Source organism: Bacteroides difficilis (genome assembly GCF_048319815.1).
GTDB classification, from domain to species: Bacteria; Bacteroidota; Bacteroidia; order Bacteroidales; family Bacteroidaceae; genus Bacteroides; species Bacteroides zhangwenhongii.
The window spans coordinates 3,868,984-3,894,367 of the sequence record NZ_CP182814.1 but is presented as its reverse complement, the minus strand read 5'-3'; the positions used below and the strand labels follow the sequence as shown (position 1 = coordinate 3,894,367).

The 25,384-nt window shown below is 35.0% G+C and carries 46 protein-coding genes and 2 tRNA genes; 1 reads left to right on the top strand and 47 read right to left on the bottom strand.

Annotation, left to right across the window (positions count from 1 at the left end):
* Nucleotides 1–11: 11 nt before the first annotated feature.
* The 11 genes from ACNOGP_RS15290 to ACNOGP_RS15240 all read right to left on the bottom strand — a co-directional run bounded on the left by ACNOGP_RS15290 (nucleotide 12) and on the right by ACNOGP_RS15240 (nucleotide 5,755).
* A complete protein-coding gene (locus ACNOGP_RS15290; RefSeq protein WP_121765101.1) occupies nucleotides 12–803 on the bottom strand; it encodes a hypothetical protein in 792 nt (263 codons plus the stop codon).
* Entirely contained in the window at nucleotides 787–957 is a 171-nt protein-coding gene (locus ACNOGP_RS15285) for a hypothetical protein (protein WP_183128228.1), read from the bottom strand. The genes ACNOGP_RS15290 and ACNOGP_RS15285 overlap by 17 nt, the downstream gene beginning before the upstream one ends.
* A 52-nt stretch (nucleotides 958–1,009) precedes the next feature.
* Nucleotides 1,010–1,096, bottom strand: a tRNA-Leu gene (locus tag ACNOGP_RS15280).
* 249 nt (nucleotides 1,097–1,345) lie between these two features.
* A tRNA-Met gene (locus ACNOGP_RS15275) sits at nucleotides 1,346–1,419 on the bottom strand.
* 287 nt (nucleotides 1,420–1,706) lie between these two features.
* Nucleotides 1,707–2,105: a ribonuclease H gene (locus ACNOGP_RS15270; RefSeq protein WP_121765099.1), complete on the bottom strand. Its 399-nt coding sequence runs from the start codon at nucleotides 2,103–2,105 to the stop codon at nucleotides 1,707–1,709.
* A 202-nt stretch (nucleotides 2,106–2,307) separates the two neighbouring features.
* Nucleotides 2,308–2,835, bottom strand: a complete 528-nt coding sequence (locus tag ACNOGP_RS15265) for a hypothetical protein (protein ID WP_121765097.1) — start codon at nucleotides 2,833–2,835, stop codon at nucleotides 2,308–2,310.
* Nucleotides 2,836–3,061: 226 nt separating this feature from the next.
* Nucleotides 3,062–3,379 carry a DNA mismatch repair protein MutS gene (locus tag ACNOGP_RS15260; RefSeq protein WP_121765096.1) on the bottom strand — a complete coding sequence of 106 codons (318 nt, stop codon included), beginning with the start codon at nucleotides 3,377–3,379 and terminating at the stop codon, nucleotides 3,062–3,064.
* Between the two features lie 3 nt (nucleotides 3,380–3,382).
* Nucleotides 3,383–3,745, bottom strand: a complete 363-nt coding sequence (locus tag ACNOGP_RS15255) for a hypothetical protein (RefSeq protein ID WP_121765095.1) — start codon at nucleotides 3,743–3,745, stop codon at nucleotides 3,383–3,385.
* Nucleotides 3,742–4,065, bottom strand: a complete 324-nt coding sequence (locus tag ACNOGP_RS15250; protein ID WP_109115738.1) for a hypothetical protein — start codon at nucleotides 4,063–4,065, stop codon at nucleotides 3,742–3,744. Before ACNOGP_RS15250 ends, ACNOGP_RS15255 begins: the two co-directional genes overlap by 4 nt.
* A gap of 500 nt (nucleotides 4,066–4,565) precedes the next feature.
* The gene (locus ACNOGP_RS15245; protein WP_121765094.1) at nucleotides 4,566–5,057 is read right to left on the bottom strand and encodes a hypothetical protein; all 492 of its coding nucleotides are present in this window, start codon (nucleotides 5,055–5,057) and stop codon (nucleotides 4,566–4,568) included.
* Between the two features lie 44 nt (nucleotides 5,058–5,101).
* Nucleotides 5,102–5,755, bottom strand: a complete 654-nt coding sequence (locus ACNOGP_RS15240) for a hypothetical protein (RefSeq protein ID WP_121765093.1) — start codon at nucleotides 5,753–5,755, stop codon at nucleotides 5,102–5,104.
* A 261-nt stretch (nucleotides 5,756–6,016) separates the two neighbouring features.
* Between ACNOGP_RS15240 and ACNOGP_RS15235 the strand changes: the two genes are divergently transcribed.
* Nucleotides 6,017–6,424: a hypothetical protein gene (locus tag ACNOGP_RS15235; RefSeq protein WP_121765092.1), complete on the top strand. Its 408-nt coding sequence runs from the start codon at nucleotides 6,017–6,019 to the stop codon at nucleotides 6,422–6,424.
* Between the two features lie 25 nt (nucleotides 6,425–6,449).
* Here the strand turns inward: ACNOGP_RS15235 and ACNOGP_RS15230 are convergent, their stop codons facing one another.
* From ACNOGP_RS15230 to ACNOGP_RS15055, 36 genes are all read right to left on the bottom strand, one after another.
* Nucleotides 6,450–6,722 carry a hypothetical protein gene (locus tag ACNOGP_RS15230; RefSeq protein WP_121765091.1) on the bottom strand — a complete coding sequence of 91 codons (273 nt, stop codon included), beginning with the start codon at nucleotides 6,720–6,722 and terminating at the stop codon, nucleotides 6,450–6,452.
* A 5-nt stretch (nucleotides 6,723–6,727) separates the two neighbouring features.
* Nucleotides 6,728–7,144: a helix-turn-helix domain-containing protein gene (locus ACNOGP_RS15225; protein WP_121765090.1), complete on the bottom strand. Its 417-nt coding sequence runs from the start codon at nucleotides 7,142–7,144 to the stop codon at nucleotides 6,728–6,730.
* 60 nt (nucleotides 7,145–7,204) lie between these two features.
* Nucleotides 7,205–7,444 (bottom strand): hypothetical protein, encoded by a 240-nt coding sequence (locus tag ACNOGP_RS15220; RefSeq protein WP_121765089.1) that lies wholly within the window; start codon nucleotides 7,442–7,444, stop codon nucleotides 7,205–7,207.
* Nucleotides 7,441–7,866: a hypothetical protein gene (locus tag ACNOGP_RS15215; RefSeq protein ID WP_121765088.1), complete on the bottom strand. Its 426-nt coding sequence runs from the start codon at nucleotides 7,864–7,866 to the stop codon at nucleotides 7,441–7,443. Before ACNOGP_RS15215 ends, ACNOGP_RS15220 begins: the two co-directional genes overlap by 4 nt.
* Nucleotides 7,867–7,873: 7 nt before the next feature.
* Nucleotides 7,874–8,053 carry a hypothetical protein gene (locus tag ACNOGP_RS15210; RefSeq protein ID WP_121765087.1) on the bottom strand — a complete coding sequence of 60 codons (180 nt, stop codon included), beginning with the start codon at nucleotides 8,051–8,053 and terminating at the stop codon, nucleotides 7,874–7,876.
* A gap of 4 nt (nucleotides 8,054–8,057) precedes the next feature.
* A complete protein-coding gene (locus ACNOGP_RS15205; RefSeq protein WP_121765086.1) occupies nucleotides 8,058–8,474 on the bottom strand; it encodes a hypothetical protein in 417 nt (138 codons plus the stop codon).
* 2 nt (nucleotides 8,475–8,476) lie between these two features.
* A complete protein-coding gene (locus ACNOGP_RS15200) occupies nucleotides 8,477–8,683 on the bottom strand; it encodes a hypothetical protein (RefSeq protein ID WP_121765085.1) in 207 nt (68 codons plus the stop codon).
* The gene (locus ACNOGP_RS15195) at nucleotides 8,670–8,990 is read right to left on the bottom strand and encodes a hypothetical protein (protein WP_121765084.1); all 321 of its coding nucleotides are present in this window, start codon (nucleotides 8,988–8,990) and stop codon (nucleotides 8,670–8,672) included. The genes ACNOGP_RS15200 and ACNOGP_RS15195 overlap by 14 nt, the downstream gene beginning before the upstream one ends.
* Before the next feature lie 278 nt (nucleotides 8,991–9,268).
* Complete coding sequence (locus ACNOGP_RS15190) at nucleotides 9,269–9,466, bottom strand: hypothetical protein (RefSeq protein ID WP_121765082.1); 198 nt, start codon at nucleotides 9,464–9,466, stop codon at nucleotides 9,269–9,271.
* On the bottom strand, nucleotides 9,447–9,611 hold the full coding sequence (locus tag ACNOGP_RS15185; RefSeq protein WP_183128227.1) for a hypothetical protein: 165 nt from the start codon (nucleotides 9,609–9,611) through the stop codon (nucleotides 9,447–9,449). The genes ACNOGP_RS15190 and ACNOGP_RS15185 overlap by 20 nt, the downstream gene beginning before the upstream one ends.
* Nucleotides 9,612–9,667: 56 nt before the next feature.
* On the bottom strand, nucleotides 9,668–9,961 hold the full coding sequence (locus ACNOGP_RS15180; RefSeq protein ID WP_121765081.1) for a hypothetical protein: 294 nt from the start codon (nucleotides 9,959–9,961) through the stop codon (nucleotides 9,668–9,670).
* Nucleotides 9,958–10,647, bottom strand: coding sequence for a hypothetical protein (locus ACNOGP_RS15175; protein WP_121765080.1), 690 nt, complete (start codon nucleotides 10,645–10,647; stop codon nucleotides 9,958–9,960). Before ACNOGP_RS15175 ends, ACNOGP_RS15180 begins: the two co-directional genes overlap by 4 nt.
* A 92-nt stretch (nucleotides 10,648–10,739) precedes the next feature.
* Complete coding sequence (locus tag ACNOGP_RS15170; RefSeq protein WP_121765079.1) at nucleotides 10,740–11,123, bottom strand: hypothetical protein; 384 nt, start codon at nucleotides 11,121–11,123, stop codon at nucleotides 10,740–10,742.
* A 31-nt stretch (nucleotides 11,124–11,154) separates the two neighbouring features.
* On the bottom strand, nucleotides 11,155–11,463 hold the full coding sequence (locus tag ACNOGP_RS15165) for a hypothetical protein (protein WP_121765078.1): 309 nt from the start codon (nucleotides 11,461–11,463) through the stop codon (nucleotides 11,155–11,157).
* Nucleotides 11,464–11,681: 218 nt separating this feature from the next.
* Nucleotides 11,682–11,873, bottom strand: coding sequence for a hypothetical protein (locus ACNOGP_RS15160; protein ID WP_121765077.1), 192 nt, complete (start codon nucleotides 11,871–11,873; stop codon nucleotides 11,682–11,684).
* A gap of 7 nt (nucleotides 11,874–11,880) precedes the next feature.
* Complete coding sequence (locus ACNOGP_RS15155) at nucleotides 11,881–12,558, bottom strand: class I SAM-dependent methyltransferase (RefSeq protein ID WP_121765076.1); 678 nt, start codon at nucleotides 12,556–12,558, stop codon at nucleotides 11,881–11,883.
* 16 nt (nucleotides 12,559–12,574) lie between these two features.
* Nucleotides 12,575–12,751 carry a hypothetical protein gene (locus ACNOGP_RS15150; RefSeq protein ID WP_183128225.1) on the bottom strand — a complete coding sequence of 59 codons (177 nt, stop codon included), beginning with the start codon at nucleotides 12,749–12,751 and terminating at the stop codon, nucleotides 12,575–12,577.
* Nucleotides 12,752–12,761: 10 nt separating this feature from the next.
* A complete protein-coding gene (locus tag ACNOGP_RS15145; protein WP_121765075.1) occupies nucleotides 12,762–12,980 on the bottom strand; it encodes a hypothetical protein in 219 nt (72 codons plus the stop codon).
* Between the two features lie 15 nt (nucleotides 12,981–12,995).
* Nucleotides 12,996–14,699 carry a DNA cytosine methyltransferase gene (locus ACNOGP_RS15140; RefSeq protein WP_121765074.1) on the bottom strand — a complete coding sequence of 568 codons (1,704 nt, stop codon included), beginning with the start codon at nucleotides 14,697–14,699 and terminating at the stop codon, nucleotides 12,996–12,998.
* Nucleotides 14,696–15,322 (bottom strand): hypothetical protein, encoded by a 627-nt coding sequence (locus ACNOGP_RS15135; protein ID WP_121765073.1) that lies wholly within the window; start codon nucleotides 15,320–15,322, stop codon nucleotides 14,696–14,698. Before ACNOGP_RS15135 ends, ACNOGP_RS15140 begins: the two co-directional genes overlap by 4 nt.
* Nucleotides 15,323–15,337: 15 nt before the next feature.
* Nucleotides 15,338–15,589, bottom strand: coding sequence for a hypothetical protein (locus ACNOGP_RS15130; protein WP_121765072.1), 252 nt, complete (start codon nucleotides 15,587–15,589; stop codon nucleotides 15,338–15,340).
* Nucleotides 15,590–15,644: 55 nt separating this feature from the next.
* A complete protein-coding gene (locus ACNOGP_RS15125; RefSeq protein ID WP_418213129.1) occupies nucleotides 15,645–16,343 on the bottom strand; it encodes a DUF1566 domain-containing protein in 699 nt (232 codons plus the stop codon).
* Nucleotides 16,344–16,631: 288 nt separating this feature from the next.
* Nucleotides 16,632–16,940 (bottom strand): helix-turn-helix domain-containing protein, encoded by a 309-nt coding sequence (locus tag ACNOGP_RS15120; RefSeq protein WP_121765069.1) that lies wholly within the window; start codon nucleotides 16,938–16,940, stop codon nucleotides 16,632–16,634.
* Between the two features lie 135 nt (nucleotides 16,941–17,075).
* A complete protein-coding gene (locus ACNOGP_RS15115) occupies nucleotides 17,076–17,249 on the bottom strand; it encodes a hypothetical protein (protein WP_183128224.1) in 174 nt (57 codons plus the stop codon).
* Nucleotides 17,250–17,251: 2 nt separating this feature from the next.
* A complete protein-coding gene (locus tag ACNOGP_RS15110; RefSeq protein WP_259464040.1) occupies nucleotides 17,252–17,608 on the bottom strand; it encodes a hypothetical protein in 357 nt (118 codons plus the stop codon).
* A 20-nt stretch (nucleotides 17,609–17,628) separates the two neighbouring features.
* Entirely contained in the window at nucleotides 17,629–18,774 is a 1,146-nt protein-coding gene (locus tag ACNOGP_RS15105) for a hypothetical protein (RefSeq protein ID WP_121765068.1), read from the bottom strand.
* Between the two features lie 81 nt (nucleotides 18,775–18,855).
* Nucleotides 18,856–19,845 (bottom strand): ubiquitin carboxyl-hydrolase, encoded by a 990-nt coding sequence (locus tag ACNOGP_RS15100; protein ID WP_121765067.1) that lies wholly within the window; start codon nucleotides 19,843–19,845, stop codon nucleotides 18,856–18,858.
* A gap of 33 nt (nucleotides 19,846–19,878) precedes the next feature.
* Nucleotides 19,879–20,337: a hypothetical protein gene (locus ACNOGP_RS15095; protein WP_121765066.1), complete on the bottom strand. Its 459-nt coding sequence runs from the start codon at nucleotides 20,335–20,337 to the stop codon at nucleotides 19,879–19,881.
* A gap of 1,023 nt (nucleotides 20,338–21,360) precedes the next feature.
* The gene (locus ACNOGP_RS15090; protein ID WP_121765065.1) at nucleotides 21,361–22,629 is read right to left on the bottom strand and encodes an RNA-directed DNA polymerase; all 1,269 of its coding nucleotides are present in this window, start codon (nucleotides 22,627–22,629) and stop codon (nucleotides 21,361–21,363) included.
* Entirely contained in the window at nucleotides 22,626–22,949 is a 324-nt protein-coding gene (locus ACNOGP_RS15085; protein ID WP_121765064.1) for a hypothetical protein, read from the bottom strand. The genes ACNOGP_RS15090 and ACNOGP_RS15085 overlap by 4 nt, the downstream gene beginning before the upstream one ends.
* Nucleotides 22,933–23,550 (bottom strand): hypothetical protein, encoded by a 618-nt coding sequence (locus ACNOGP_RS15080; RefSeq protein WP_121765063.1) that lies wholly within the window; start codon nucleotides 23,548–23,550, stop codon nucleotides 22,933–22,935. Before ACNOGP_RS15080 ends, ACNOGP_RS15085 begins: the two co-directional genes overlap by 17 nt.
* A 12-nt stretch (nucleotides 23,551–23,562) precedes the next feature.
* Nucleotides 23,563–23,898: a hypothetical protein gene (locus ACNOGP_RS15075; RefSeq protein WP_418213128.1), complete on the bottom strand. Its 336-nt coding sequence runs from the start codon at nucleotides 23,896–23,898 to the stop codon at nucleotides 23,563–23,565.
* A 17-nt stretch (nucleotides 23,899–23,915) separates the two neighbouring features.
* The gene (locus tag ACNOGP_RS15070) at nucleotides 23,916–24,086 is read right to left on the bottom strand and encodes a hypothetical protein (RefSeq protein WP_155272570.1); all 171 of its coding nucleotides are present in this window, start codon (nucleotides 24,084–24,086) and stop codon (nucleotides 23,916–23,918) included.
* A 59-nt stretch (nucleotides 24,087–24,145) separates the two neighbouring features.
* The gene (locus tag ACNOGP_RS15065; RefSeq protein WP_147441441.1) at nucleotides 24,146–24,844 is read right to left on the bottom strand and encodes a hypothetical protein; all 699 of its coding nucleotides are present in this window, start codon (nucleotides 24,842–24,844) and stop codon (nucleotides 24,146–24,148) included.
* Nucleotides 24,845–24,869: 25 nt separating this feature from the next.
* The gene (locus ACNOGP_RS15060) at nucleotides 24,870–25,148 is read right to left on the bottom strand and encodes a hypothetical protein (protein ID WP_121765060.1); all 279 of its coding nucleotides are present in this window, start codon (nucleotides 25,146–25,148) and stop codon (nucleotides 24,870–24,872) included.
* Between the two features lie 17 nt (nucleotides 25,149–25,165).
* Nucleotides 25,166–25,375: a hypothetical protein gene (locus tag ACNOGP_RS15055; protein ID WP_121765059.1), complete on the bottom strand. Its 210-nt coding sequence runs from the start codon at nucleotides 25,373–25,375 to the stop codon at nucleotides 25,166–25,168.
* Nucleotides 25,376–25,384 lie beyond the last annotated feature (9 nt).

Genomic DNA, 25,384 nt, shown 5'->3' with positions numbered 1-25,384 from the left:
CTAATGTTTCCCTAATTGGTGATTTTGAGAAACTCTGGAGTAACCCCGTACAACGGCGTTTTCCCATCCCATTTATCAATAAACTGCTTGTACAATATTTCTTTTGTTAAGCCTTTTGATGTGATAAGAGCCTGTTTCGTTTTTAATTCCTCCAGTTCGTTCTGTTTCTTTTGCTCTTCGATTTTCTGGTCAATAACAGATATGTTGGTGTTAACCTCGTTTCTGTTATCAATCTTTTCTCGGACTCGATCACTAAATTCTAATTGGGCCGAAAATGACTTCAAGTCCAACCCTCTATCCTTAAATTCCGTCCTAACAATATCCTCCAGTTTCTTCTCAAAAGCTAAAGAGCCACCGTCAGCCATAAGCGTATCTGTTTTATATTTCCGGCTTTCTTCTTTAATAAGGTCGTAAATACGTGGTTCCAAAATATTGTCTTCCAAAGACCTCATAAACCAATCTCCGTTTCCGATATGCTTATTATCAAAAACAACGTCAATTGCCTTGTCTTTGATAACCCTGTATGAGTACAGCGGAGTAGCATTAAACTCTGTATTGTCAGCAGCTTTTAAGGTAACTGATTTCTGAAATCCCCCACGCTGTTCAAACAGCGGCACCTGGAATAATTCTGTTCCCCATCCCCATGTGGAAACTTTTCCGGACACAATCTTAAAATCTTCTTTACCTTCCTTACCATAGTTCTCCATAAGGACACCGGCATAATTAGGAGCGACACGCTCACAAGATGAAAGAATCACTGTTGCCATAAGAGCAACCAACATAAACTTAATCTTCGTTTTCATGTTTTTTGATAATTAATTTAATGATGTTAATAACTGGATAGCAAGCCCCAAAACATATAGCAATTCCCAACCAAGCGTCAACATGATTGAATACTCTATTGCCAATAAATAAGACTGCCATCATAAAAAAGAATTGTTCTATATACTTTTTCATCTCATATTAAGTTTGGTATATTTCAAAGAACTCTTATTGACTTATGTCATTGTGCCGCAAACAGGAGTCGAACCTGCATTTGTCCATTCGGACAAATGGATTTTAAGTCCATCGTGTCTACCAATTCCACCATTGCGGCATCGTCTAATCAAGACTTAAAAAATAAAGAAAAAATCCTGATAAAGAATGAGTTTCTGGTTTTCATCTTCTCCAACTCTTTATTGTCTTTTTTCAATTTCTTAATGTCTGCCTTATTGGAAGATACGTGTGTTTTAGCCTTCGTATTCAATTCCACTAAGGACTGAACCAATTGTCTCAAATTAGCAAGAATACTTGCCCTTTCAGATATGATTTGCTCTTTCATACTATAATTTATTTAATTAGTTAGTGGCGGAGAGCCGGACTCGAACCGGCGACCTCTTGGTTATGAGCCAAGCGAGCTACCAACTGCTCCATCCCGCTATGTAACGGCTATTTATGACTAAACATCTCAATAGCCGTTAGTTGACAGAATCTTGAAAAACTGTCCTACTTTGAAAGATTCTTCTTACCTTTGCGAATAATATGCCAATCGCATTGATGCTGATTGCCCTTACAATGAGAAAATGCCTACGAATAAGAGTGGATTTCGATGTAGCCGCATCGTTAAAATCTATCGCTGACATTATCTGGGCTTTCAGAGGAAGAAAGAATTCCAACAAATGATGATTTGTATATCTCAATCCTCCAGTTCTCTTGCTGGAGGATTTTTATTTGTTTCCAAAATCAGCAGGGGTCTCACCCCATTCTTTGTTGTTCCAGTGTCGGACTTCAATTGTATCAACATCCCATGCAAGAGTTTTAAGAAAGATCTCGGCTTTCTGAAGTTCTTTGCATTTCTTCTTGGATGCTGTTTTTTTATTTTGAAACCAAGCTATAGCTGTTATACTATCTGTATAGATAATTCTGGGAGAATAATCATTTTCTATGATATATTTTGCCGCTTCAACAACTCCTAAGAACTCACCAATATTTACCGTTTTATTACCCAGGTTTTGATAAAAGATCCGCTTACCGGTCCGTAAATCTATCCCCTGAAACTCTGTTATTTTGTTTTTCGTGGAATGAGCTGCATCTGTCGCTATCCCTTCTACTGGAATTTTCATAATATTCTACCAATATTGAGCTGGTGTGGGAATAAGAGCCACAGTACCATTTATCATTACCGGTTTCATCTCTATTGTCGAATTAACCCAAAATTTACAAGGCCACTCTCCATCTACTTTAGCAAGATTAACAGTACTATAATACGAAGCGCGTCCTTGTGCTTTTATGCAAGCCTTTTTTCTTTTTCTCGGCAGCTTAGGTTTTCTACTTTTTGAGAACTTTTTTTGCTGCGACATAATGACCATCGTTCTGGAATGCGGTTAATACAATGTTTGCTGACTTACAGAAATCATCAATTACCAACAATAGATTTTTGATGTCTTTACGTTTTGACAGTTCATCTACAACCCCATCAATAGTACGGACAGAATCTTTGACACCATCCAGCGGGTCGTATTTGATTGTCTTATTTCCGAATTTTACCTCCACTAAATACACAGCGTTCTTAACAACTGTAGAAGTAATTCTTGCATCAAAAGCATGTGGTTCCGCTGCTACAACGATGTATCCAGCCTTTTCGTTTTTCATAGGAACCATTTGTACATCATAAAGCACATTCGGCTCAATAATTGGCTCTAGCTCATGTGTTACAATACATACTTTTTTAGGACCCTTTGCGTCTTCTCTAACGCCCTTAATGTAACCGGTTTTAGTGTTGATAGAAACAAATCCTACCCATGACTCTGTACGGTCTGATTTAATAAATTTCAATTTTGTTTTTATCTTGTCCATATTACTATGATTTTTGTTTACATATAAAACCTCACCAACTATTTTGTTAAGATGGTGAGGCAAAGGTACGACTTTGTTTTAAATTACAATGTCAATTTATGAAGTATTTTTTATTTAATAGGCTGATATACAACCATTTGACTATATACATAACTAAATAAAGAACTTAATGTAATTGACTATATTACAGATATTTACAAAAATCACTATTAGTATATCGAAAATGTCAATAATCAGCTTCAATATCGTCCAAAATTTGTTTCACTTTTGGTATTGAAAACATTCCATTTTCATCTCGATATTCTATAGTCTTAACCGAGATACCAATCTGTACAAGGGATAACAAGGTGTTTCCAAGTTCATAATCTGGAAAACCACAGAATTTCACGCCTTCTTTTAAATGTACTGGGAGGTTCAGCGCAGTTCCCAGTTGAATAGCATCATCTTCATAAGCCTCAAAGTGAGATTGGATATGAAATAATACTAAACCATGTGCGTATTCACTCTTATAGAACTTATACGCTTCAATGTACAGATTGTCCATAATTTATAATTTTATTTGTTTAGAAATACACTTATCGCATATACCATCGTTCCGGATGTATTTGACTTTCGATAACTGGAGTCCACATTGCCTACAATAATATACACGCTTGGGTTTAACTTTTATCGCATATAAAATTTTACGTTTATTGACATCATATATACCAGAAAGTTTTTCAAGTATCTGATTATGTGTGAATTTGTTTGTTTTCATCAATTTCCAATAATCATGTCTGATCAACTTATCTCTTGCTTCTTTCTGATTCAACAAGCCATTGTCTCTCAATGCAATAATATAAGGATATGGAATATTGGTAATATCCGAAATTTTTTGAGCATACAAATCATAAATCTGTGCATCACTCATTTCTTTATCACTATTTTAGTTTGAAGGATTATGGATTTGGAGTCTTCAATATCGCGTATAAGATTAAATGAATCTTCCAATAGGGCCAACATAACACGATTACTTTCTTCGTGTGTCATACTTTCCCAGTCAATTTCTAATTGTTTAGCTATTTCTTTCGCTAACTCATAAAACTTATTTGTTTTCGGAATGTCTGTGACATCATATATTTCGTTTTGTTTTTGACCGAACAATAAACGGCTTAACTCATAATAACGAAAAAACGCCTCCAAAGTCTTCTTCTTATCTGGAGGCGCAATAGATAATTTGTTTTTTGTCATATTTATAAATGATTATATACGATTATCAACGATTTATATAATTTTGCAACCAACATGGTAAGATTAGTCATGTTGGTTGCCCTTTTAGTAGCAAACCTTGTCGATGCACCTGGAATATCATGGATCAATTACGTTATTCTGGTTTATGATATTATTTCAGCTGTCATCGCAAGGCTTGCAGGACTAACCAAAAGGAGTCAAAAAGACTCTGCAAATTGATGAATTTTATCTGTATGACCGGGGAACATATCTCCGGTCTTTTTTAAGTAATAGTTGGAACTGGATGAGATTAGTTTATAAAACCAGGTATGTTTTTGAAAAAATAATTAGCTATAGTTGTACCCTACGACTAATATTTACTATACAAATAACAATTTAATATATAATGAGAAAAGAATTGGAAAGTATAAAAATAAAAAGAGACCGAACCTTTAGGTACAGTCTCTTAACAAATACCAACAGAAAAAAATATGTTACTGTATTTATTCTAATAGAAATAGTTACAAAAACTCATTATATGTATCAATAACAATTTTCAGTAATTCCATTGATTTCCCTAACGATCCATACGCATCATTAATTACGTTATAACTTGCCTTTAACGTGTTTAGTTCGCTTTCAGAATAAGGATATGTTATAACTTTAATGGTGAACAACGTTTTCTTGGCTTCAATGAGTTCAGAAATTGATTGTTTCTTACGTTGACATGTTTCATAATATTGTTGATACGCATCACCTAATTGGGAATTGAAATTTCTATTATAGAGGTCTAATTGAATTGCGATAGATTTGGTGTACACTTCGTTTGCAAACATTGTTATGTCGGAATTAAGTGTATTTAATTCATAAGTCAATCTAAGGTACGACAATTCATGTTCAAGAGAATCAACTCTCTGAACAAGTGTTCGTATTTCCTCCTGTGAATCATTAGATTGTGCATGGACTGAAAAAAAAGAAAGCACAAATACAAGAGAGCATAAAAATTTATTCATATAAATATTGTGTTAAAAGTGTTTATGAGCAAAACCGTATGGTATTATATCGTGGTCAATAACTCGAAATCTTCAATAGATATTTTGTCTATTGAGACAAGCCATTCAAGATAAGAAATATCATCTTTAATGTCACGAAACTTTTGTCCCTTATATTTCCCAAAATCAATAACTTTGTCTGCAATAGATATATCTTCCTGCTTTTCGACATCTGGATATAATTGTTTAAGTTCCTCAAAATCAACTTTGAAAAGCCGGTCTGTTTTTTCTAGCCAATGAAGATATTGATAATCTACCTTATAAATGTCACCATAAGTTTTACCCTTATATTTACCGAACATAAGTATCTCATCCGCTTTATGAATTGGGAATATTTCATCAAGCGATACGCCGGGAACATCAATCAAGACCCATTCTCCACACCCAGCGCAAGGAATCTCTTCATCTTTGATATTTGGATAGCATTCTTGTCTATATGTATCGTCAGGCTTACCATTTACAAAACACTTGCCATAAGCCTTACCATATTTTCCACGCGGCTTTACTGTTTCAACTAAGAAAGTTCTATCTTGATTTGGGTCAATACGTCTTTCCTCACTGGATGAACGTGCTAATCCTAACTCACATCGCTTAACCAAGAATGGAGTTCGTTTTCCTATATTGTAATAAATACTAAAAATGTTATCGTGTGGGTACATATCTTATTCTATTTTTATTATGAATAAATACACAGACTGACATAATTAACAGGATTGTTCAATGTACAAAATCATTTCCAATTTGTTTGGTAAAGGTAATAATTTATTTTTTAGTTACAAATTTGTTGCTGCATTTATCTTAAACATTCCAATAAAATTAGTTTATAATAGTATGAAATAGATACATTTTAATTATTATCTACTATACTCATTTCTCATTTTCAATAATAATACATATTTTTGTATCAAATAATCATTATTATGAAAAATCCAAAATCAAAAAATAAGAAAGAACAAAATAGAAAACAGAAACACTCTTCAAATTATACTATTATACAACGCAAAATGTTGGAATTAGCTGATTGTTTTGAAAGAGCCCGCATTGCAAGGGAAAGGTCTGCTCTTAAACAATCCAAAGATATGAAAATAATTTTACGTCATAAAAATGTAAAAGAAGTCCGTTTATTAATCCATGCAAAAAGAGGATTTCGCACAAATGACCAATTTATATGCTCTATATGTGACAAGGTACATAAAAATGGATGGATATATAACTTAGATGAACGTTATATATACCTCTGCAACTCCTGCAAAGAACAAGCAAAACCTCGCAAAATTATTAATAAATTAGTTCTTTACAGTGCGTTTGAAAGTGGGAAAAAACGGTAATATCAAAAACATGTCAAGAAAGAAACTATTTTGTTCTACGTTTTGCGAAAGCTATACCAAAAGCATAAATAACGACACCAATTACCCCAATAGCTAAGAAAAACTTATATAGTGATTCATAATGTTCTTCATACATATACAAAAGGAAAAAAGTAAACATAGACACTAATAACATACATATACTATATCTTTTCCAAGAAATATATTGACCTTTTTCTTTTTTTAAAGGCAATCCACATATAACAGCAATGCAAGGCGTTACTATAATCCAAATAATAACACAAATAAACGCAACCATAACAATTATTGTTTTTCAATTTTAATTGTATATCCCAAGACAGCTACTGTTTTAAGTAATGTGTCTATACTTATAGTAGTTGTTTTTCTTTCAATATTCGCAATTGTAAGGTGAGAGCATCCCGTTTTTTCAGCCAAAGCTCTCTGTGACATCGCTTTTTCTTTACGAATTAATGCTAGTATACTTCCTAATTCTTGTGCATCAAGTGTACGATATGATTGTTGTCCGTTCTCAATTACAAGAATATGCTGTAGTGCTTTAATATATGACATCATATTCCCCATCTCAAAATTTCCACTTCCTTTTTCTAAACGATATATAGCAGTAGGCATAACTCCCATTTGAAAACAAATGTCTTTCATTTTTATGGTAGATTGCTTTCGTATATCTACAATTATTTGGCAAAATTCTTGTCTATTCATGTTCTTATAATTAATACTACAACAAAAATAAGCAATGTATTTGATATACACAAATAATACTTATTTTTTCCTTATAATTTTCTCCTCCACAAACTCAACCACTTCATCTATTTTACTTATGCAGTCCTCCATCAAGCCGATGTACTCCTGCATCTTTTCTCCTCTGGAAGACATTTGCAAACCATCTGGAAGGGAATCGTAAGAGTCTTGTTCTTCGTTTAAGATGTCCTCCAGTTCTCCCTTCGCTTCTTCCAGAGAACTTATAACATCATTAAATCTACCTTTCCTTTCTTTGTTCATAGTAAATACTCTTTATTAAAATATTCTTTTGCAATAAGCCATTTGATCATAGACACGCAGCTTGCAAAAGGACTACTCTCAATACAAGTACCAACCAAACAATCTGCTGTATATCTACATACTGAAAAATTGTATCCAGATTCATATTTAATCAGTTCCGGATGATGAAGTTTAGACTTTGGCGTATCACTGGGGAACTCATACGGGAGTAATTCAAGCAACCGGGGCAAACTCCATGCAGGGATCTCATTATCGGCTGTTGCTAATGTTGGTGGACATAATTGTAATTTCCATTCCGGAGAACCATCGTCTGACATTATACTACGATATACCAAATCTGCTGTTTCAGGTTTTACACCTAACTCTATTAATTGTTGCGACTGCTCTATGCTTGTTGCAACTTGTGTTGTAAACTGTGCCATATCGTTATTATTTTTTCATTAATTCCTCTTCAAATTCGGCAATGATACAATCTGCATCACCACCATGTACCCAATTCTCTAAAACAGAAGCCAGAATTTCTATAGCTCTTTTCTTGGCATCTTCTTCACCTCGCTTGTAGGCATCCATGCCTATTCGATCTATGTCTCCTAAAAAATCATAACTCATTTTTCTAAACAGATTTAAAATGTTCTATAAGCTCTTCCACTGTTGCCTTATGACTACAATGGAACCATGCCGCCTGTACACTATCTTTAATATTTTCTCGTGCATAATTGATGTCATCGTCATCGCATATAAACCAAGTATTTTCAGGAGGATATACAAACCATTGTGAATCGTCAGTATCGTCTCTCAATGCGGCTATGGCTAAGAAAAGATTCTCGTTGGTTCCGCAATTAATAGCATTGTTTATTTCCTCTTTATAACCAAGTGGAAATCCCGCAAAGAACCCACGATTGCAAATTAAAAATTGTGAAGATGTATCTACATTCATCATCGTAGGGTGCTCAACATACCCTAATATTTTTAATTTACCTTGAATCTCCAAGGTGTTCTTGTATATAAAGCACGGTGTTGTAAATCCCATAATTAATCCTCCGTTTCTATCTTTACCTTGGCACGCATTACAAATATTCCACTACATGAATTAAAAATATCGCATGGACCTAAATACAACCTATCGCCTAAATAAGTACCACACTCATTCTTTAAAGAACACTCTAAACAAGGGGATTCGCTCGGTATGACAAACTCATGCAAAACTCCATTAATTATTATTCCATTATTTATTTCCATAATCATTTCTTTTTTCTATGCGTTTTCTTGTTTTTGTTTTTCTTTCTGCGCTTAATGATACATGAATACTATCACCCTCATGGTAAGAACGAACTTTTCTGCAATTACTGACTGGACTGTCCAACATTGTTATATCCGGCAAAGGCGGTGGTGGCTGCATAATAGTGTAAACTTTCTCTTTGGGAAGTTCAACTTTGAGTTTTTCTTCCTCAACTAATTCATACCCCAATTCGGTACATTTATCCTTTAAAGTGGAAAGTGTAGAAGGTTCTAATGTTCCACAGTTAGCAAGTACTATCTTATTCATAGCTTTGTTTTTTTTATAAGCCTACACATTATAGATGTTTGTTTATTATTTCTGTAATATTTATCCCAGTCCTCGTCAGTGTGTTCTTCCCACAATCCAAAAGGGTTATCAGATCCACAAAGCACGCATTTACCTGTCTGAATGTCAAATTGCATTTCTCTATTACAAGTAACACAAAATTCAATCGTATATTCATATACCCTTCTTGTATAGGCCGAGTCAGTTATATAAGGACTTGTCTTCATATTTGAATTGAAACATATATAAAAAATTTCAAATTAATTTTCCTTCTTTACTAATTCAACTTCTGTCGGCTCTTCATCTTCCCAACTTACTTCGGGAAATAAAGGAGAGTCTAATTTAAAATAATCACGTGAATAGACACTAACAGATTGCCATCTTTCAAATATATAGCCCTTTACAGGTTTGTTAAAAAACACATATAATGTCCCATCTTTATCTCTTGCTACATACATATTCAGTAGATTTTAGTTGTTCTTTCAGTTCCTCAATCATCCGTTCAAGCCGATTGTATTCATCTCTCCCTGCTTGATAAGACTGGTCGATGCAATCACGACAAAATTCCAGACGTTTAATTTGTTGTTCCAATGTTTCATTCATATTTCTTGTTTTTACATATTATTCCAGAGGACAATCGCTGGGAATATCAACTTTAATTAAACTAATGCTTTCAATATTTCAATAGCTTTATCAATACCGGCCTCATTGAATCCATCCCACGGCTCACTGAAGCAATACACACATCCGTTTTCAACATTGTAGATGTCTTCTGGATCACAATCTGTATAACAGGTTAATTCAAAGCAGTATCCATGATGAGTATAGATCTTTCTATGAAGTTCACCATTTCCAGTATCTTCGGATTCGTGTATAGATATTCCGTCACTTTCTTCTCCACAACTATCTAAAATACGGCTTACTAAATCCCAAATTTGTTTTTCCTTACTCATAGCATCTTTTTTACAAATTCACTGTATGACAACGTAAGTTTATTTCTTTTCCCGATACCACAAAGTCTCAGGTTTGCCAAATATTGATTATACTTTGCCTTCTTTATCAAATCTGACTGATTCTTTTTGTTCTTATTCATATCCAGTTGGTTGTTAATATCAAGTTTACCATCATATCTACTGTATGGGCTTTCTACATAAAACTCCCAGTCGCCAATAAAACGTAATCGAAAAACTTCTTTTGCCAACGCAATAATCTCTTCTATTGTGTTAAAGCAACTAGTCAAATCGCCTTCATTATAATAGTCTCCCCATCGTTCCGGATCTTCGCTTATTTCTTCTTTGGAAAGCGGACGTTTAAGTTCAAGTTCATAGGTATAATGCGCTAATGGGATGTTATCATCAAAAACCATCCTACTATGTCCAGGTTCTCCATCCACTTCCATATTAACCCCTTGAATCTTTATTTTCCCATAATAATGAATGGCATTAAAAGATATTCCCCTAAATGTAGAAACTTCAAGCGTAGCACGTCTTCTAGGATTATTTTTTCTATATCCCCATGATCTTACAGCATGAAGTTTATCATTGGGTAATACAATATCAAGTCCACAGTTATCTGGGAATATATCAGGGTAAACATATCTTTCACCCTGACTTTGCTTTATCACTTGTTCTAAATCCATATTGACTCCTTTTTTTAAATTCAAATCCTTCTATTAAATCTGCAATACAAACCATTCTCTGAAACATTGTCATAATGGTAATCTGGTAAACATTAAAAATCAAATATTCCAATCGCTTTTGCTATACTCAAAACTTCCTTCTTTGTTTTTACAGAAGCCGGAATAATTGTCCCATTTGCGGACCTAGAATAGATCTTGCCACGACATAATTCATAATCGTAACCCATTACTTGCTTCATACGAGAGAAACCTATACATCCATATTGCAATGTCCATTCAGAACCACCACCAAACGACATATAGTTACCTTTATCATCATACCACGAATTTTGATGGCGTCTTGCATGAAAATAACGAGTACCAGGTTGATTATACAATAGCACCTCGTATGCACTGTTGATTGAACGATTACGTAAATTCAATCGTTCGCAATTCAATCGTTGTTGGATTTCAATCGGTAAATCACTGAATTTCATAATTGTGTGTATTACTCATAGCTTTCTCTTTTTACTCATTTCCGATATGTATTGAGGGGTATTCTTCTTTCAGTATGCTATCAATCAAGCCGTCTATTTCCTGATCGGATAGAAATTGCTTACCTGCATCCTTTTGCTTCTGAAGTTCAACTTTAAGCCTATTCTCTATCCTTTTCAACGCTGTACAAGTGTTCTTATCAGGATAATGCCAATCAATAGAACTACAAATAATTACTTTAATGTGATCTAATTCTAGGCTATCCGGACAATGCTCATTGAGAAAGTCTAAATCTTCTTTGATTAGTTTCTCATACGCCTCCTTACTTATCTTTATGCTCATATCTATCTTGTTTTACTTCAAAATATCAATAGCTTGCTTCAATATAACATCAGCTATTTTTTTCATCACCGATCTCTGTCTTGCAAATTATTCTAAGTTGCGTTGCTAAATATCTTGTAGCTTGTGCCAACTGTTGAACATCTTTGGGGACTTCCATATCATTTTCAATCGCAGACCGTCCCAATATTTCTGCTATCCTAAATTCTATTTCACTCATATTAAGATAAGAACATATAACCCTTTTTGATAGCAAGAGCTTCTTCTTTGCTATCAAACATTAAAGTTGTTTCACACTCACTTCCATAACACAAAGCTTTCACTTTCAGCCACCAATAATAATTTCCACTACCATAATCATCATAATATGGCTCGCCAATAATCTCTGTTACATAATGTTCAAGTACATTCACCTCTGTTTTATTTAGTTTTAAACATATACAAATCTTTACCATCATTATCAAGAAGATAATAATCCGGTTTGATTAGCGCAATCCAATCATCTACAGGCAGCAAACGTTCATCTCCAAAAGAAGGAGATGCGTATTGGCAAGTTGGAACATAATGAGCCTGAAACAAAACCTTATCATTGTTATATGTTGACATAATTCTTGTTATATCTTCGTCTGAAAAGTGTTCCAGAACTCCATGTGTTACCACTACTGTAAATGACTCAAAAAACTTAGGCTCACAAATATTTTCTTTAGCATAAAACAATGGGGCTTTTCCGAAGTAATTATCCGTAGATATTGAGAGTGTATTCTTACAACATAGCTCTAACATAGGAATATTGATGTCCGAGAAGACAACTTTTGAAATTTTCTTTGTATCAGAACTATCGGTTAATCCAAAAGAATTAAACAACCTCTCTCCTATTTGCGAAATAGCAAGGCTTACAGTACCTATGCCACATCCTTCCTCTTTCAAGATAAGGGGTGTTTTCAAGTTATAGGATATTTGTTGTATATTGACAATTATTTCTTCTATAAAACGATTGTACTTTTTACAAAACGCATTAACATAAATATTGTTACAAACACGACTTTGATAAAAGTTGTCCCAAGTATTCATGGGTTCTGTAATATCATCTTTCCTCATTGTTTTGGGGTTTGAATTACTCCTCATCAACATACACCTCCTTCTTGTTATCTGGCCAAGATTTACGGATCAGAGAAGTGATCTTCTTTCTTTGAAGTTTCTCAATAGCTTTTCTTTTGGCTTCGGCTTTATTGTTAGCCGACACCACTATTTCAAAAGTATCCAGGTCAATCGTCACTCGATATTTTTTCATATCGTTTCGTCTATACTTTTTCCAGATCACTACTTGCTGCAATTCCTTTTAAAACAGCTCCTCCAACTTCAACGCGATAAAAGTAAGAAGGCTGAACGTTGTTATCTGAATCTTCAGAAAATGATGGATATACCTTCTTTACTCGACCAATTTTTCCAACCATTGCCGGTTGCAAATCGTTAGAGACAATTTTCACATTATCTCCAACATTAAATTTAAAATTTTCCATATTATTGTTGTTTAATTATGCAACTTTACGTTGTGTTGTTACTAATATTCTACACAATGCCTCACAAAGAACTCGTGCCATATTTACTTCTACGGCATTGCCTATATATTTTTTCTGTTCAGCCTGGGTTCCAACAAGAACATAATCTTCAGGAAATCCCATAATCTTTTTTAATTCTGGGATCTTCAGCATACGCATCTTAATATCCATGATACCGTACATGGCCATAAATTCTTTTATCTTCTTCATAGGTTCGGTGTCGTCATCATATATTTGATAAACCAAGCATCCATCTGCCGGAACTATAAAAGATGGCAATTCACAATTCCCAGATGCTTCAATAAGATATGGCGGCATTTTATCCATTCTTGCTATTAATGTAAAACAAGGTTTGTCTACAGAACCTCCAGGAGACGAATATTGAGGATTCATTAAATAGTGCCATTTGCGATTGGCGGTAATTGTTTGAGATGGCTCACTTATAGAACTTCCTGTATTTTTAAAGTTAGTGTTCATTATCCATCTATTACAGCTAACAAGATTGTATTTAGGATTTGCTGTAATACATCCTAAAGGCTTTTCCATTGATGCAGGTTTACTATTACCATATTGCTGGTCAATAAAATTAGAACAGATTAATGCACAACGATCTTTCGTTGTCAATGTTGGAGCAGGAGAATTCACATCTTTAACAAACCCATTACCGTACTGTACAGAGATGAATGTATGATGGTCTTTTGTTGTAATAGCACCAGCCGGTTGTTCTACACTGATATTTTTACTCATTGGCTCGCCACTATATGCTTTAGATAAGAAATTCACATGAGCTAACCCTAACCTATTCTGAGTAGCTACAGTAGGACATGGATATTCTATATCAGGAGCTACATATTTCCCGGCTTGATTCATAGAGTTGTATTTTACAAGAAAAGCATCTTTTCCTCCCGCCACAAATTTGATTAAACCAGCATAGATACGGTTTAAAGACGCATCCACCAACGGTTTCTTCCTTCCAAAAATACTTTTTCCTTCATCCTCAAAATCTAACACATCTTTTACCGGTTTCCACAATTTCTTGTTTATTTCAGAAATTTTAGAATGCGTTGGGTTTGGAAAGACAATTGGCAAATCCATTTTAGCAAATATTCCAAAGAAACGTTTCCGAGATGTGTACGCTCCATAATCAGCCGCATTAAGGATTCTATGGTCAAAATGATAACCATAAGATTGTACTTTAGAAATCCATTTTAAATAAGAGTTTCCCTTATCTTTACTAACAGGCTTACCATACTCATCAAGCTCTCCCCATGACATAAATTCTTCTACATTCTCAATTTGAATATAGTCCGGATTAATAGCTTCAATATACCGAAACAAATGTTCTGCAAGCGTTCGGCTATCAGCATCTCGCGGTTGTCCACCTTTTGCTTTGCTAAAATTGGTACACTCCAACGAAGCCCATAAAACTATCAGTGCTTCAGGAAATTCAGCTCTGCATTTTTGTAGATGGGAAACTAAAGAAGATAAATTTAATGTACGAATATCTTCTGTAAAATGAAGAGCATCCGGATGATTAGCAGCATGACTTGCAATCGCATTTTTATCATGGTTTACACATGCTATTACCTTAGCGCATTGTTCATTCTCTAAACGGGCTTTTTCTACTCCTGTGCTGGTCCCACCGGCACCACAAAATAAATCTATATAAAGTAATTTCATTGTTTCTCTAAGTATTCTACAATATCTATGTCAGGCATATTAAAAGTCTCTTCATCCAAATAGAAATAAATCCGACCATCTACAAACTCTGCTTCTCGTGTACTCCAATTACCCATATCATCCAATAATTGTCTCCCCAACCGTTCTACAGATACAGTCACCTCTTCTTCATCAGGAGTATTTTCAAATATTACCACCGTTTTTATTGGATAATCAGCACCATTCCAATCAATATAATCTGGATTTTGACAAAACATTCCACGAATAATTTCCCACAGTTTTTCTGACTGAAAATCAGAATTTTGTACATGCCAGTAACATTCCCAATATGTAAACCCAGCACTATGTAGCATCTCCTGAATTGTTGTATCAGAGACACCACTGCTTATTGCATCTTGAATTGCACACCAGTATCCTTGATTAAAATCAGTTAACTTTGGAGCTAATTGGCTGGCCTTTACTTGAATATTTCCTCTTTTATCAGTAAAAATTAAAGAAACTGGTGTATCATTTTCAACCGGATGAGGAACAGATGTGCACACTTGCATAACTTTCTGATCGTCACTATTTGCAGGATGCCATATTACCTCAGCGCCTATATTTACAAAATAGTATTTATTCATATTCAATTTTATATATCAAGACATGCTTAGCGAATCAAACAATTGTTTTAAAGGCTGTTTGTCGTCTTCACTCTTAGCTGTTAATAGTTTCACTTCTCCGTCAGCTAATTGATAAAATTCATCTTTTTCAGCATAATTCATAGCTTTTATATACAATTCAAAAGCATCTTCAATAGACATACCATCTGCCGAAATATTAGCTAACAATTCTCCCATACACACTTCGCTTTGTGTGTATTGTTCTATAATCTTTTCAAATGTTTCCATGCTGTTAAAGAATATTCTGCCACCCGTACCATATCAAATATGGGTGGCAATAATATTAAATAGTCAAAGTTTTAGTCAATTCACCTTTATAACCACGTTCACGTAACATGTTTATAAGGACCTCATCACTATGTAAACAGTCGTTACTTTTTGCCTCGCCTGTCAACAGGCTCGGCGAGGGCTGAAATGCTGCAACCGCTCTCACCATGTTACTGCCATTCTTGCCGCTGCCGTTGAAGTTGCCATTACTAAAGTTCACGCTCCAGCTGTTGAGCTGACTGTACTCACTGCTACTCCAAACCCAAGTTTCATCAGAATCTTCTGTAGGAAGTAAACATTCATCAGGACATCCAATTTCTTCCATTGCTTTGTTTATTTCATCACGATATGCGCGAAGAACTCCTAGCTCCATCAAACAAGGCAAATACCACTGGAGATCACCTTTTTGATAATTCCAACAACGTTTAGCAGCAGTCATTCCGTCAATATTGACCTGTGCTTCTACAATACGTTTGGTTAGATCAAATCCGGAGAAAGTTTGCATAGCAACGGACTCATTCTGCTCTTCAGTCAAGACCCTATCGGTGTTTCCCCATCGTTCTTGCCAGGTGTCAAACGCCAAAATACGGCTCATAAATTCTGTTGTTACGATAATGCCAATAGCATTAGTATAATCCATACCTCTTGCTCTGAAATCTGCGATTTCATACTGTTTCTTATCGGCTCCTAAAACCGAAATAGAATGCTTTTCCATACTTGTAAATTATTAAATGTTGATTTTAGAACCACACTAACATTCTTGGGGTCTTCCAATAAAAATTGAACACTGGAAACATCTCTTTAAGTGTGGTAGTTATTTTTCCTGTAATATTTTTCAGATGTCTTATTCGCAAATAATTAACAGTCACGATATAATCAACTCCCAAACGTAGTCCTATTTGCGAAAGAAGCGATTTCAAGAATATTTTTATATGTTGCTTTGCATCAGTAATTGAACGATAGCCAAAATCAATGTTAGCTACATACTTGATACGCTTGCGTCTCATTTATTTTTCAGCTTGTTATTAAATTTGATCTTTCCATTTTTATATAAATCAATTTTCTTTTTACGACATTTCCGCTTTAACTCTGTCCAATATTCTGTTGGGTATTGCTTAGAGTGTTTACGAACAGGAGGAGATAGTATAGATTGTATAAGCCGCTTGCTAACATTGAACATAGCGGCCAATTTTCTTTGACTATATCCCTCACGGGCCAAAATTTGAATAGCTTGGCGTTGTTCTGGAGACAACTTAGCGCGACCATCAAACTTGGTTCCTGCCAACTTGATATTCTCAATTTTCAATGGCATATTTATTACTGTTTTAATGTGAATAGATTTTATAGTTTTATATGGTGTGAATAGTTGTCCACTTTAACCATTGTTTAACACAAAAGGCTGCTCTATTTTATTAGAACAGCCTTTGCTTTACAGACATCATTTTAACTATGGTCGATTGTACCTTAGTCCATCTGTATGAATAAACCATTTCTTCAAACTTCCATCCGGCTTCTTAACTTTCTCAATATCCACTGTTAACCAATGAATAGCTCCCTCACCGAACTTAATTTCTCTTTTAGTTGGGTGCCTCCAATAATCAATTGTTTTATTGTTTTCCATAATCAATTATCGTTTATAGCTACTGATTTAACACTATCTGTTACTGGCATATACCCTATAAGATATGAAAGATGACCAGGAGCAATTTCAGTAAGTTCAAAATCTACTTTACCACCCCATTCATTATCATAAGCTAATAATTTTATATTGTCATAATCATCTAACCATGCTTTATGAACAACAACATCTGTAGGACCACCATAATTCAAATTTGCCATAATTATAGGAGGGTCATATAATTGTGTATCATCAGTAACCCAAGTAAACTCACCACCGTGAGCCTTCAATGCCAACTGTAACTCTTCTGCTTCTTGTTTCCTAATTTTTTTGCACATAGCATAAAAATCAGAATGTCTCATGTATTCCATCATTTTACTTTTTATGATCTACAAACACAAATATATTCTCCGGAAACTTTATATTCCTCGTATCTTCCATCCCAATGGTTTAATACAGAGCACCAACCATCCTCACTTATGATTGAATCCAGCCAATCACTCAAAGAATCAGTAGTACTTTTAGCAGCCACAGCTTCGCGCCATAAATACTCATATTCACCATCATTATGTACTCTATCACTAGCTATATTGTTCAGTTCGTCTTCTGTACCAATATAATAATCAATACCATTTGCACAATACAGTTGTTCATCATAGGGGCATTCTTCAAATGTATCATTTAAATCACCGAATGTACATCCCAAATGTATTCCCAAAGCGACAAAGCGTTTTGCTTCATCTTCGTCACATTCACGTAAATCCATTACTTGTTGAATGATTTCTCCTGTGGCAACAAACCCTTCCTCACCCATGTCAAAAACTGCTTCCAGTTCTTCTGTTAACGCATCCTCTTCTTCTTCAACAAGGTCACAAATACTATTTATAACTTCTTCAATGTTACCTGGAAGTGGATCGTACAGCCAACCATGACCATATCTGTATCCTTTATCCACATACAGCTCTTTTATAGCAAGAAAGAAACATTGCACATTGTAGTCTGATAGGTTATGTTTTAAGCTCTTGTTTGACAATCCAAGAATATATTTAATGGGATTGTTGCCCATTTTCTCGTAAATAACATTTCTCACTTGCACTAGAGCAACATTACTAATATTAAAGTTTTTGACAATAATTTGGAAAGAAATGCTATCAAACTGTTCACGGTAATGCTCGTTATATGTTTTAAACAACTCCACAAAGTAATTGTAGTCGTTAACATATTGCTCACTGTTTAAATATTCGTCTTGACGAACTGTACCGCCAGACATACCTCCTAGATGGCATTTCTTCCAAAATTCCAGAAGTTTTGTTTGTCCTTCTGTACGTGGAATTATGTGATCATCGCATTGCCCAGCACACATACCTCCAGAACCACATACCGATACACTAAAACCTTGATTAAACTCTTGCAATGTTTCACGGTTTCTACGAGTAGAATTTTCTTTATACACTTCAAATTCTACAGTCCAACTATTTTTATTTTCGTCCCGGAACTGCACAGAACGTTTGAATATTATATCTCTCATTACCAGTAATAATAACTATATTTTAATAAGCCAGAGAAAATACTTGTTTCACCCTGGCTTATTCTATCTGTTTTGAACAAACTATTTACGCCATTCACTAATCTTTGCTGCCACATCAATATTATTGTCATCCAGCATTTTCTTTAGTAGCCCAATCAAACGCCAACCTTCTCTATTCTCATACAACTTTGCCTTCTTGTTCAAAAAAGCAAGGGATGTATTTTTACTCAATGTTTTTCCATTGTCGTCAATGATAACACAATTATGAAAACGAATCATGTTCTGCATTGTAAAGAACGCCCCAGACCCCTTGTAAGCATCTAGCCATGCTGCACTTTGAGGAGCCTCCCAGTGCATTTTGATACGCCTTTTATTGAACTCCTGTACCGCCCGCCAAAGTTCATAGGTATTCTCGGCATGTTGTATTTTATGCACTGCAAACAACAATGGCCTAATTACTTTTTTATCAAAATCATCTACAAAAATGTTTTGACCATTGATACGTTTATATGGTATCCCTTTACATTTTCTCAATTTCAACTCCTCAAATCTCTTTTTGAGTTTCTCGATATAGTCTTTTGCCATATCTAATACCACTTTCTTATTGAACCAGCGATTCCGATCTCTGAAATTATCAACATCACCATTTTGCATCATTTTGTGCTGGGCATACAACTCATTATTTAGCATTTTCCACTGATATTCATATCCCATACTACGAATCACCTCTGTAACTCCAATCGGCTTATAAGCACCGTATGTATGGGTGGTTATATAAATTATACGGAACATCTGTGCCATTACCCAACGTCTGAATAATTGGCGATTAGGAATTGTGCCTTGAATGATAATAGCCTGGAAGATTGGATCGTCTTCTTTCAAGATACTAATGACACCGTCTCTTTTTGAAGCTATAAACTCCAAGCCATCGGCGCTTTGCATTGCAAAAAGCTCACTAACATCAACACCGGCTTTCTTTAGGGCTTCGATGCGTTCTTTGGCTTTTGGTTGGTTAGCTGTAAGCGTAAACTCTGTACCACACTCAGGACATTCAAATTTTAACTGTTTCATAACTTATTAATAATTTAATTTTAATCTGATTATTTATTTCTCTATCGTAATCCAGTGTTTGAGAATTACTAAATCTCTGTCTTTGTTGCTTTGCCAAAACCATTTACCCATCTTATCGGTGTTCCAACTTATACCCAATATTATTTGACAGAGAATGTATAATTCCAATTCAACTTGTGCTATATCTCGGCCAACTCCAAACAACATGTCTTCATCCTCCAAATCTTTATCAGACAAAGCCTTAAAGTATTTTCGGCTTTTACATTCACTCATTGTTGATGGAATAGAATGTTTATATCGAATGTATAAATGTTCTACATGAGACAGGAACTCATCAAGAGAAGTACACAATTCCACCCCTAAGTTTCCTTCATACTGCGAATTCCGTATAACATATTGACCGTTGAGTTTGAAACTTTGTGTTTTAAAATCTACTTTAAACTTTGCTCCACTCTTTACAGCCTGTATTGATTCTTGATAAATATTTTTCATGATTTTTACTTTTGATTTTACACTCAAACCTTTGACACATTTCTTTAAAAGTCTGATATTAACATCCAGAATACGCCGGAATATAGGTTTATAAAACCGTAGATGCCGGCGTAATTGTCGGATAGTTGTTAAACGCAAGGCTCTTGTATAAATGAAAGTTGTGTTACTTATTAAACAGCCCTCATTTAGCGTGACGCATGTCTATATGCTTATGATATATACTGTATCAAGTAAGATACCCGCGTAATCCTAGGTCATACATAGGATGACCGTCATCACGCGGACATCATATCTTGTCCAGTATGTTAAATTACTAAATCTAAGACTGTAAACTTTGCGTTAAGTAATAAGTTGTAATTCTCAAAATATTGGCACATTTCTATACTTATTCGATTTAGAGCTGGTGTGATCAGGAACGGACCAGTACAATTAGTACACGGTCCTTCCTGATATATAACCAGCTATATAAATGATATTTCTTGAATTACATTTCTGTGCTAAATAGTTATCCTCATAATACCGATACATTACTTTACCAAATAGATGTATTCCGGTTGGATATTCCTGGAGCAGATGAGTTATCTACTCATAGATCCAGGAAACTGCTCACCGGAACAGTAAACAAATGTATTCCTTGGATAGCTTCAGATGCATTTCGTTTATTTTACAAGTTCTCAAACAATTGGCACATCTCTTTACTCTCATGATAATTATAAATATGACCTGATCGAGAACCTGAGGTGAAGAGGCTATGCAGCCTTGTAACCTCTGGTGAACGATCAATAGTTCATACTTAGAATATGAAAACATTTTCTTGAACTTGCCTGCTGTGCTGCTTTATAAACCCTCATAACAATCGACACATTTCTTTATCTTCATTGATATAATCCAGATGATTATATGGTGCCCGGAGTAGATACTGAAGGATGTAATCCTTCAAGGATAGAATCGGGGCACCTAATATATAATCTGGATATAAAACATTTATTCCTTGGATTTATTTGCTGTGTGTTCAGATTGTAATTACAATATTGCAACTAATGTATTGTAGACCGCTCGTCTCGTTAAAATAGCATTCTGCATACACCCAATTGTCAAATAGCCTTCAATTTCCTTACTTTTAGATTTATTTCGATTAGCCTTAACATTCCGACCAATGCCTCTAACAACACAACCATCAGGCTTATCTTTAACATAGCCAAGGCCACCGACTTTATGTTTCCCTGTTTCAACAGCTCTTAGGCAATCCATAACAAATTTATTCAACTCATTAATGTCAGCCCTCACATTGCACACTGGAAGAATTTGTGTGGCCCAACTATATTCGCCATTCCCTTTATACAAATATCGGTTAACCGAATCCACAGCCTTCTTCAACGTAATACCACGTTTTCTGATGGTTCTTGATTCTATTTCTTTCTGGAAGGTTTTAAGGCGATTGGGAGAGAAAGAAATCATATTCCCCTTAATACTAAATCCCAGAAATTTAAACCACTTGTCCATAGTCAGGTACTCTACCTTCTTAGGATTTAATTTCATTGATTTTTCAGCCAATTTCTTTTGTAAAATGCTCATTGCCTTTTCATAATCCGGGCCAACAAATAGCATATCGTCAGAATATCTCACATAAGAACCATTCATTTTTGATAGCTCTTCATCTAACTCGTACAACAGGACATTGGCTAGCCAACTTGCCACAGCACACCCTTGTTTAAGTGATTGGTATTTGTCACATAGCTTGTTGTTCTCATCAAAATACAACCCGCAATGATAATATTTTCTCAATACATCAATCAAGGCAGAATGACCATGTTTAGCTTCCACCTGGTCAAAAGCAGCATCAATGAACTGGATTGGAACACTATCAAAGTACTTGCTCAAATCAGATTTCCAACCTACACAACCATCACTCTGCATATCAACAATGGTGTGACTTACTTCCAGAACCACTTTACCGCAACCAATACCGGTCTGATATGACTTACAAGCAGGGTGAATCATCTCAGGCATTAAATCAAACAATAAATCATTTGCAATGCTTAAAATTATCCGATCAATCGGTTCGTTTACATATACTGTGCGAAATTCTCCATTATCCTTTGGTATCTGCGCAGTGTGTGGTGGCGTTATCTGATATTTACCGCTTAACATGGCTTCTGCCATACGAATTCTTGTAGGTTCTTCAGTTAACTTGATAAGATCACTCTTCCGAATATCCTTCAGAACACCTTTCTCAATTGCTTTTGTCCATCTATCAATGTCGAAAAACATTGTAAGAATCTTGTCTTTCATTTTATATTTCCCTTCTTTTTAAGTTGTTCTTTATACCTCCTGTGTTCACGAATCGTTGCTGCCCATTCTTCTTTGGTAGGTTTGTATCGCCCATCCGCTTTGCGTTGTTTTAAATTCTCTTTACTTTTTAAGTATTTATCTGGGCAACAAATAAATTGGATAAGTCTCTTGCTTACTCCAAACATTTTGGCAAGTTTAGAGTAACTAAGTAACTCATTTTCCCTCAACCATTTTATATATTCTTTTTGGTCTGGAGCGAGTTTTATTCGTCTATCATATTGAGTTCCGGCGATACGAATCTTTTCAGATTTGTACGGCATCGTTTTGAGAAAACATTAAATCATCGTGCAGGTTATTTGGACATCGTTCATCGAACCAATGCCAGACATCGAGTTTTGAGGTTCCGGCTGGGAAGTTTAGGAACTCCTTTTCAATCTCGTCATCATTGTTGACTGGAATATCCCCAAACATTTCCCATAATTCTGAAAGAGTGCATAATTCTACATGCTTTTCACAAATGTTACACCAGCAATCTTCTTCCTCTACTGAATCATTATAGCTGATTTCATCTGTGTTTGGATTTACCCATGCTCTTTCTTCAACATTATTACTTCCACATTGAGGGCAATACAATGAATCTAATGGCTTTTTCATTTTTACCCCCTTCTTCTTGAAAGATATATCAAATTGTCGGAGATTTGAAAGTTCGGCAAGAACCATTTCCGTTACAAAAGCTCTCATCTTATATATCTGTTCATCTGACGATATTCCCCATATATTAGCCGCAGCTTGTACTGCATTTTGCATAGAGAAACATATTTGCGTCCAATCATCGTACTCTTTTGTATCTTCGAGGATTTCACGAATTAATGTTCTTGCTTTCTCAATATATTCTTGATTTAATGATCTTAATGTTTTCATATAACTTCGCAATTAGTTTAATTTGTTATACAATTCTCTTTCAGTCGCATTTGCTTCACGATACAGCATATATACACCACCCATAGTTGAGTTGTAAATAAGGGTATATCCATCTTTGTGATGTACGGAATCAGTTCCGTTATTTACCCACCTAGGCTCTTCGCAGCGAATATCATCATCAGTCCATTCATCACCATCCCATTGCTTCAGATAATCAATAACAGCTTCTCCGTTCGCATCGGTAAAGACAGCTCCATACCCTTCGCCATCATACAGTTTATTGCATTCGTCCAGCATGTCTCCAAATTGGACATCAACGATGATCCTATACAGTTTTGGGAGTTTCATTGATTTTTGTGACATAATTATCTTTTCTTATTTCGTTTCCGGTCTTTTCTTATTTGCTTCTTGTTACGTCCATTTTTTGTTGAGGAGCCTTTATATGTAGGAGGAACCCGTCTCCACGGAGTCGATTTTTCTTCATAATCTTCTACTTTCTCAAAGTAGACAGTAGGTGGGTTTTCAAATAATATCATATCTTTCCACTTTGAATATTAGTCTATTTCATTTAATACCCAATCTAATCTATTGTATATTAAATATGACAATCATAAATTGAAATGATAGTATCCTCTGAAAGTCCTTCTAATAGTTTTTTTACTTCTTCTTCCCAGATATGGTCATCTTTCTCATTCAGCACAACAGCCCACCAGCCCATTTGTCCTTTTTCATACCAATGACCATCTTTAACAATAGCAAATGGTATAATTTTATCCAAATTAGCAATATCTTTTTTTACGGCTACATCTGCTCTGTTTTCATCAATAACTTTCTGCTTTTCTTCTTCACTCCATCCCCATGAGAAACTGACAGGTACCAATGGTTTAGCTCCCTCTTTCAGCCGGAGGTATCCAGCCCATCTACCACCTCTTTCATACCAATCCCATTTAGCGTCCGGGTTATATGTTGAAATAACGTTCCCTTTTTCGTCTATTTCACTGTATTTTATAGCATCTTGATATACTTGTTCATCACTCCAATGTAACTTTTGAGGAAACTCGTTTTCCAGATATTCTATATGTCTTTCATTTTCACAACCCTGTTTATAAAGTTCTTTGTTTTCCAGATACTTTGCATATACAGTGTTTCGATAATCTTCAATCTCTTTTCTTTTCAAAGCTACTAGCTCATCCTTTGTGTGTTTTATATACGGAGGAAGTTCCAAATTCTCATCGTATTTTTCTAATTGTTTTTCTGCGTCATCACCAATGACCATTACTACAAAATGACTCATAATTTTACTCCTTTCTTATTTTGTTTTACACTATTAATATTATCCTTCTTTCTATACGAAGTAAGTTGTGATTTATGTCAGGAGCAAACCATGCAAGACACCATTCTCCTTTTGTAAATTCTTTCCACATTTTACCTTCGTATCTTCCTGTGGGTATTGAGGTAGAATATTCTTTTAATCCCTTGAACGTTTGTTCGCTCATAAGGGCATAGGTGTCGTCCAACTCAATAAATCTTCTGTGAGGTTGCTGCCAATGTTTCCCTAATGAATCAGTAATTGGCGGTATTATTTGTTCTCCGTTCATTTGTAAACTATTTATAGTTACCAAACCCTAATATCATAGTCTCTAAAATAAGATTCCAGTTCTTTTAGCCCTTCCAAACTGTGCAACCCACCCTCGCCAACAACTTCAATATCAACAGATATTTTATAGTCTGTTTTAATGCTTACCTTTGAGTTGATGAAAGTTGCTCTCACGCATTCTAAAATGCTTGAAGGATCTGTACCATTTTTTACTATATTGAGTATCATTGTTTTATG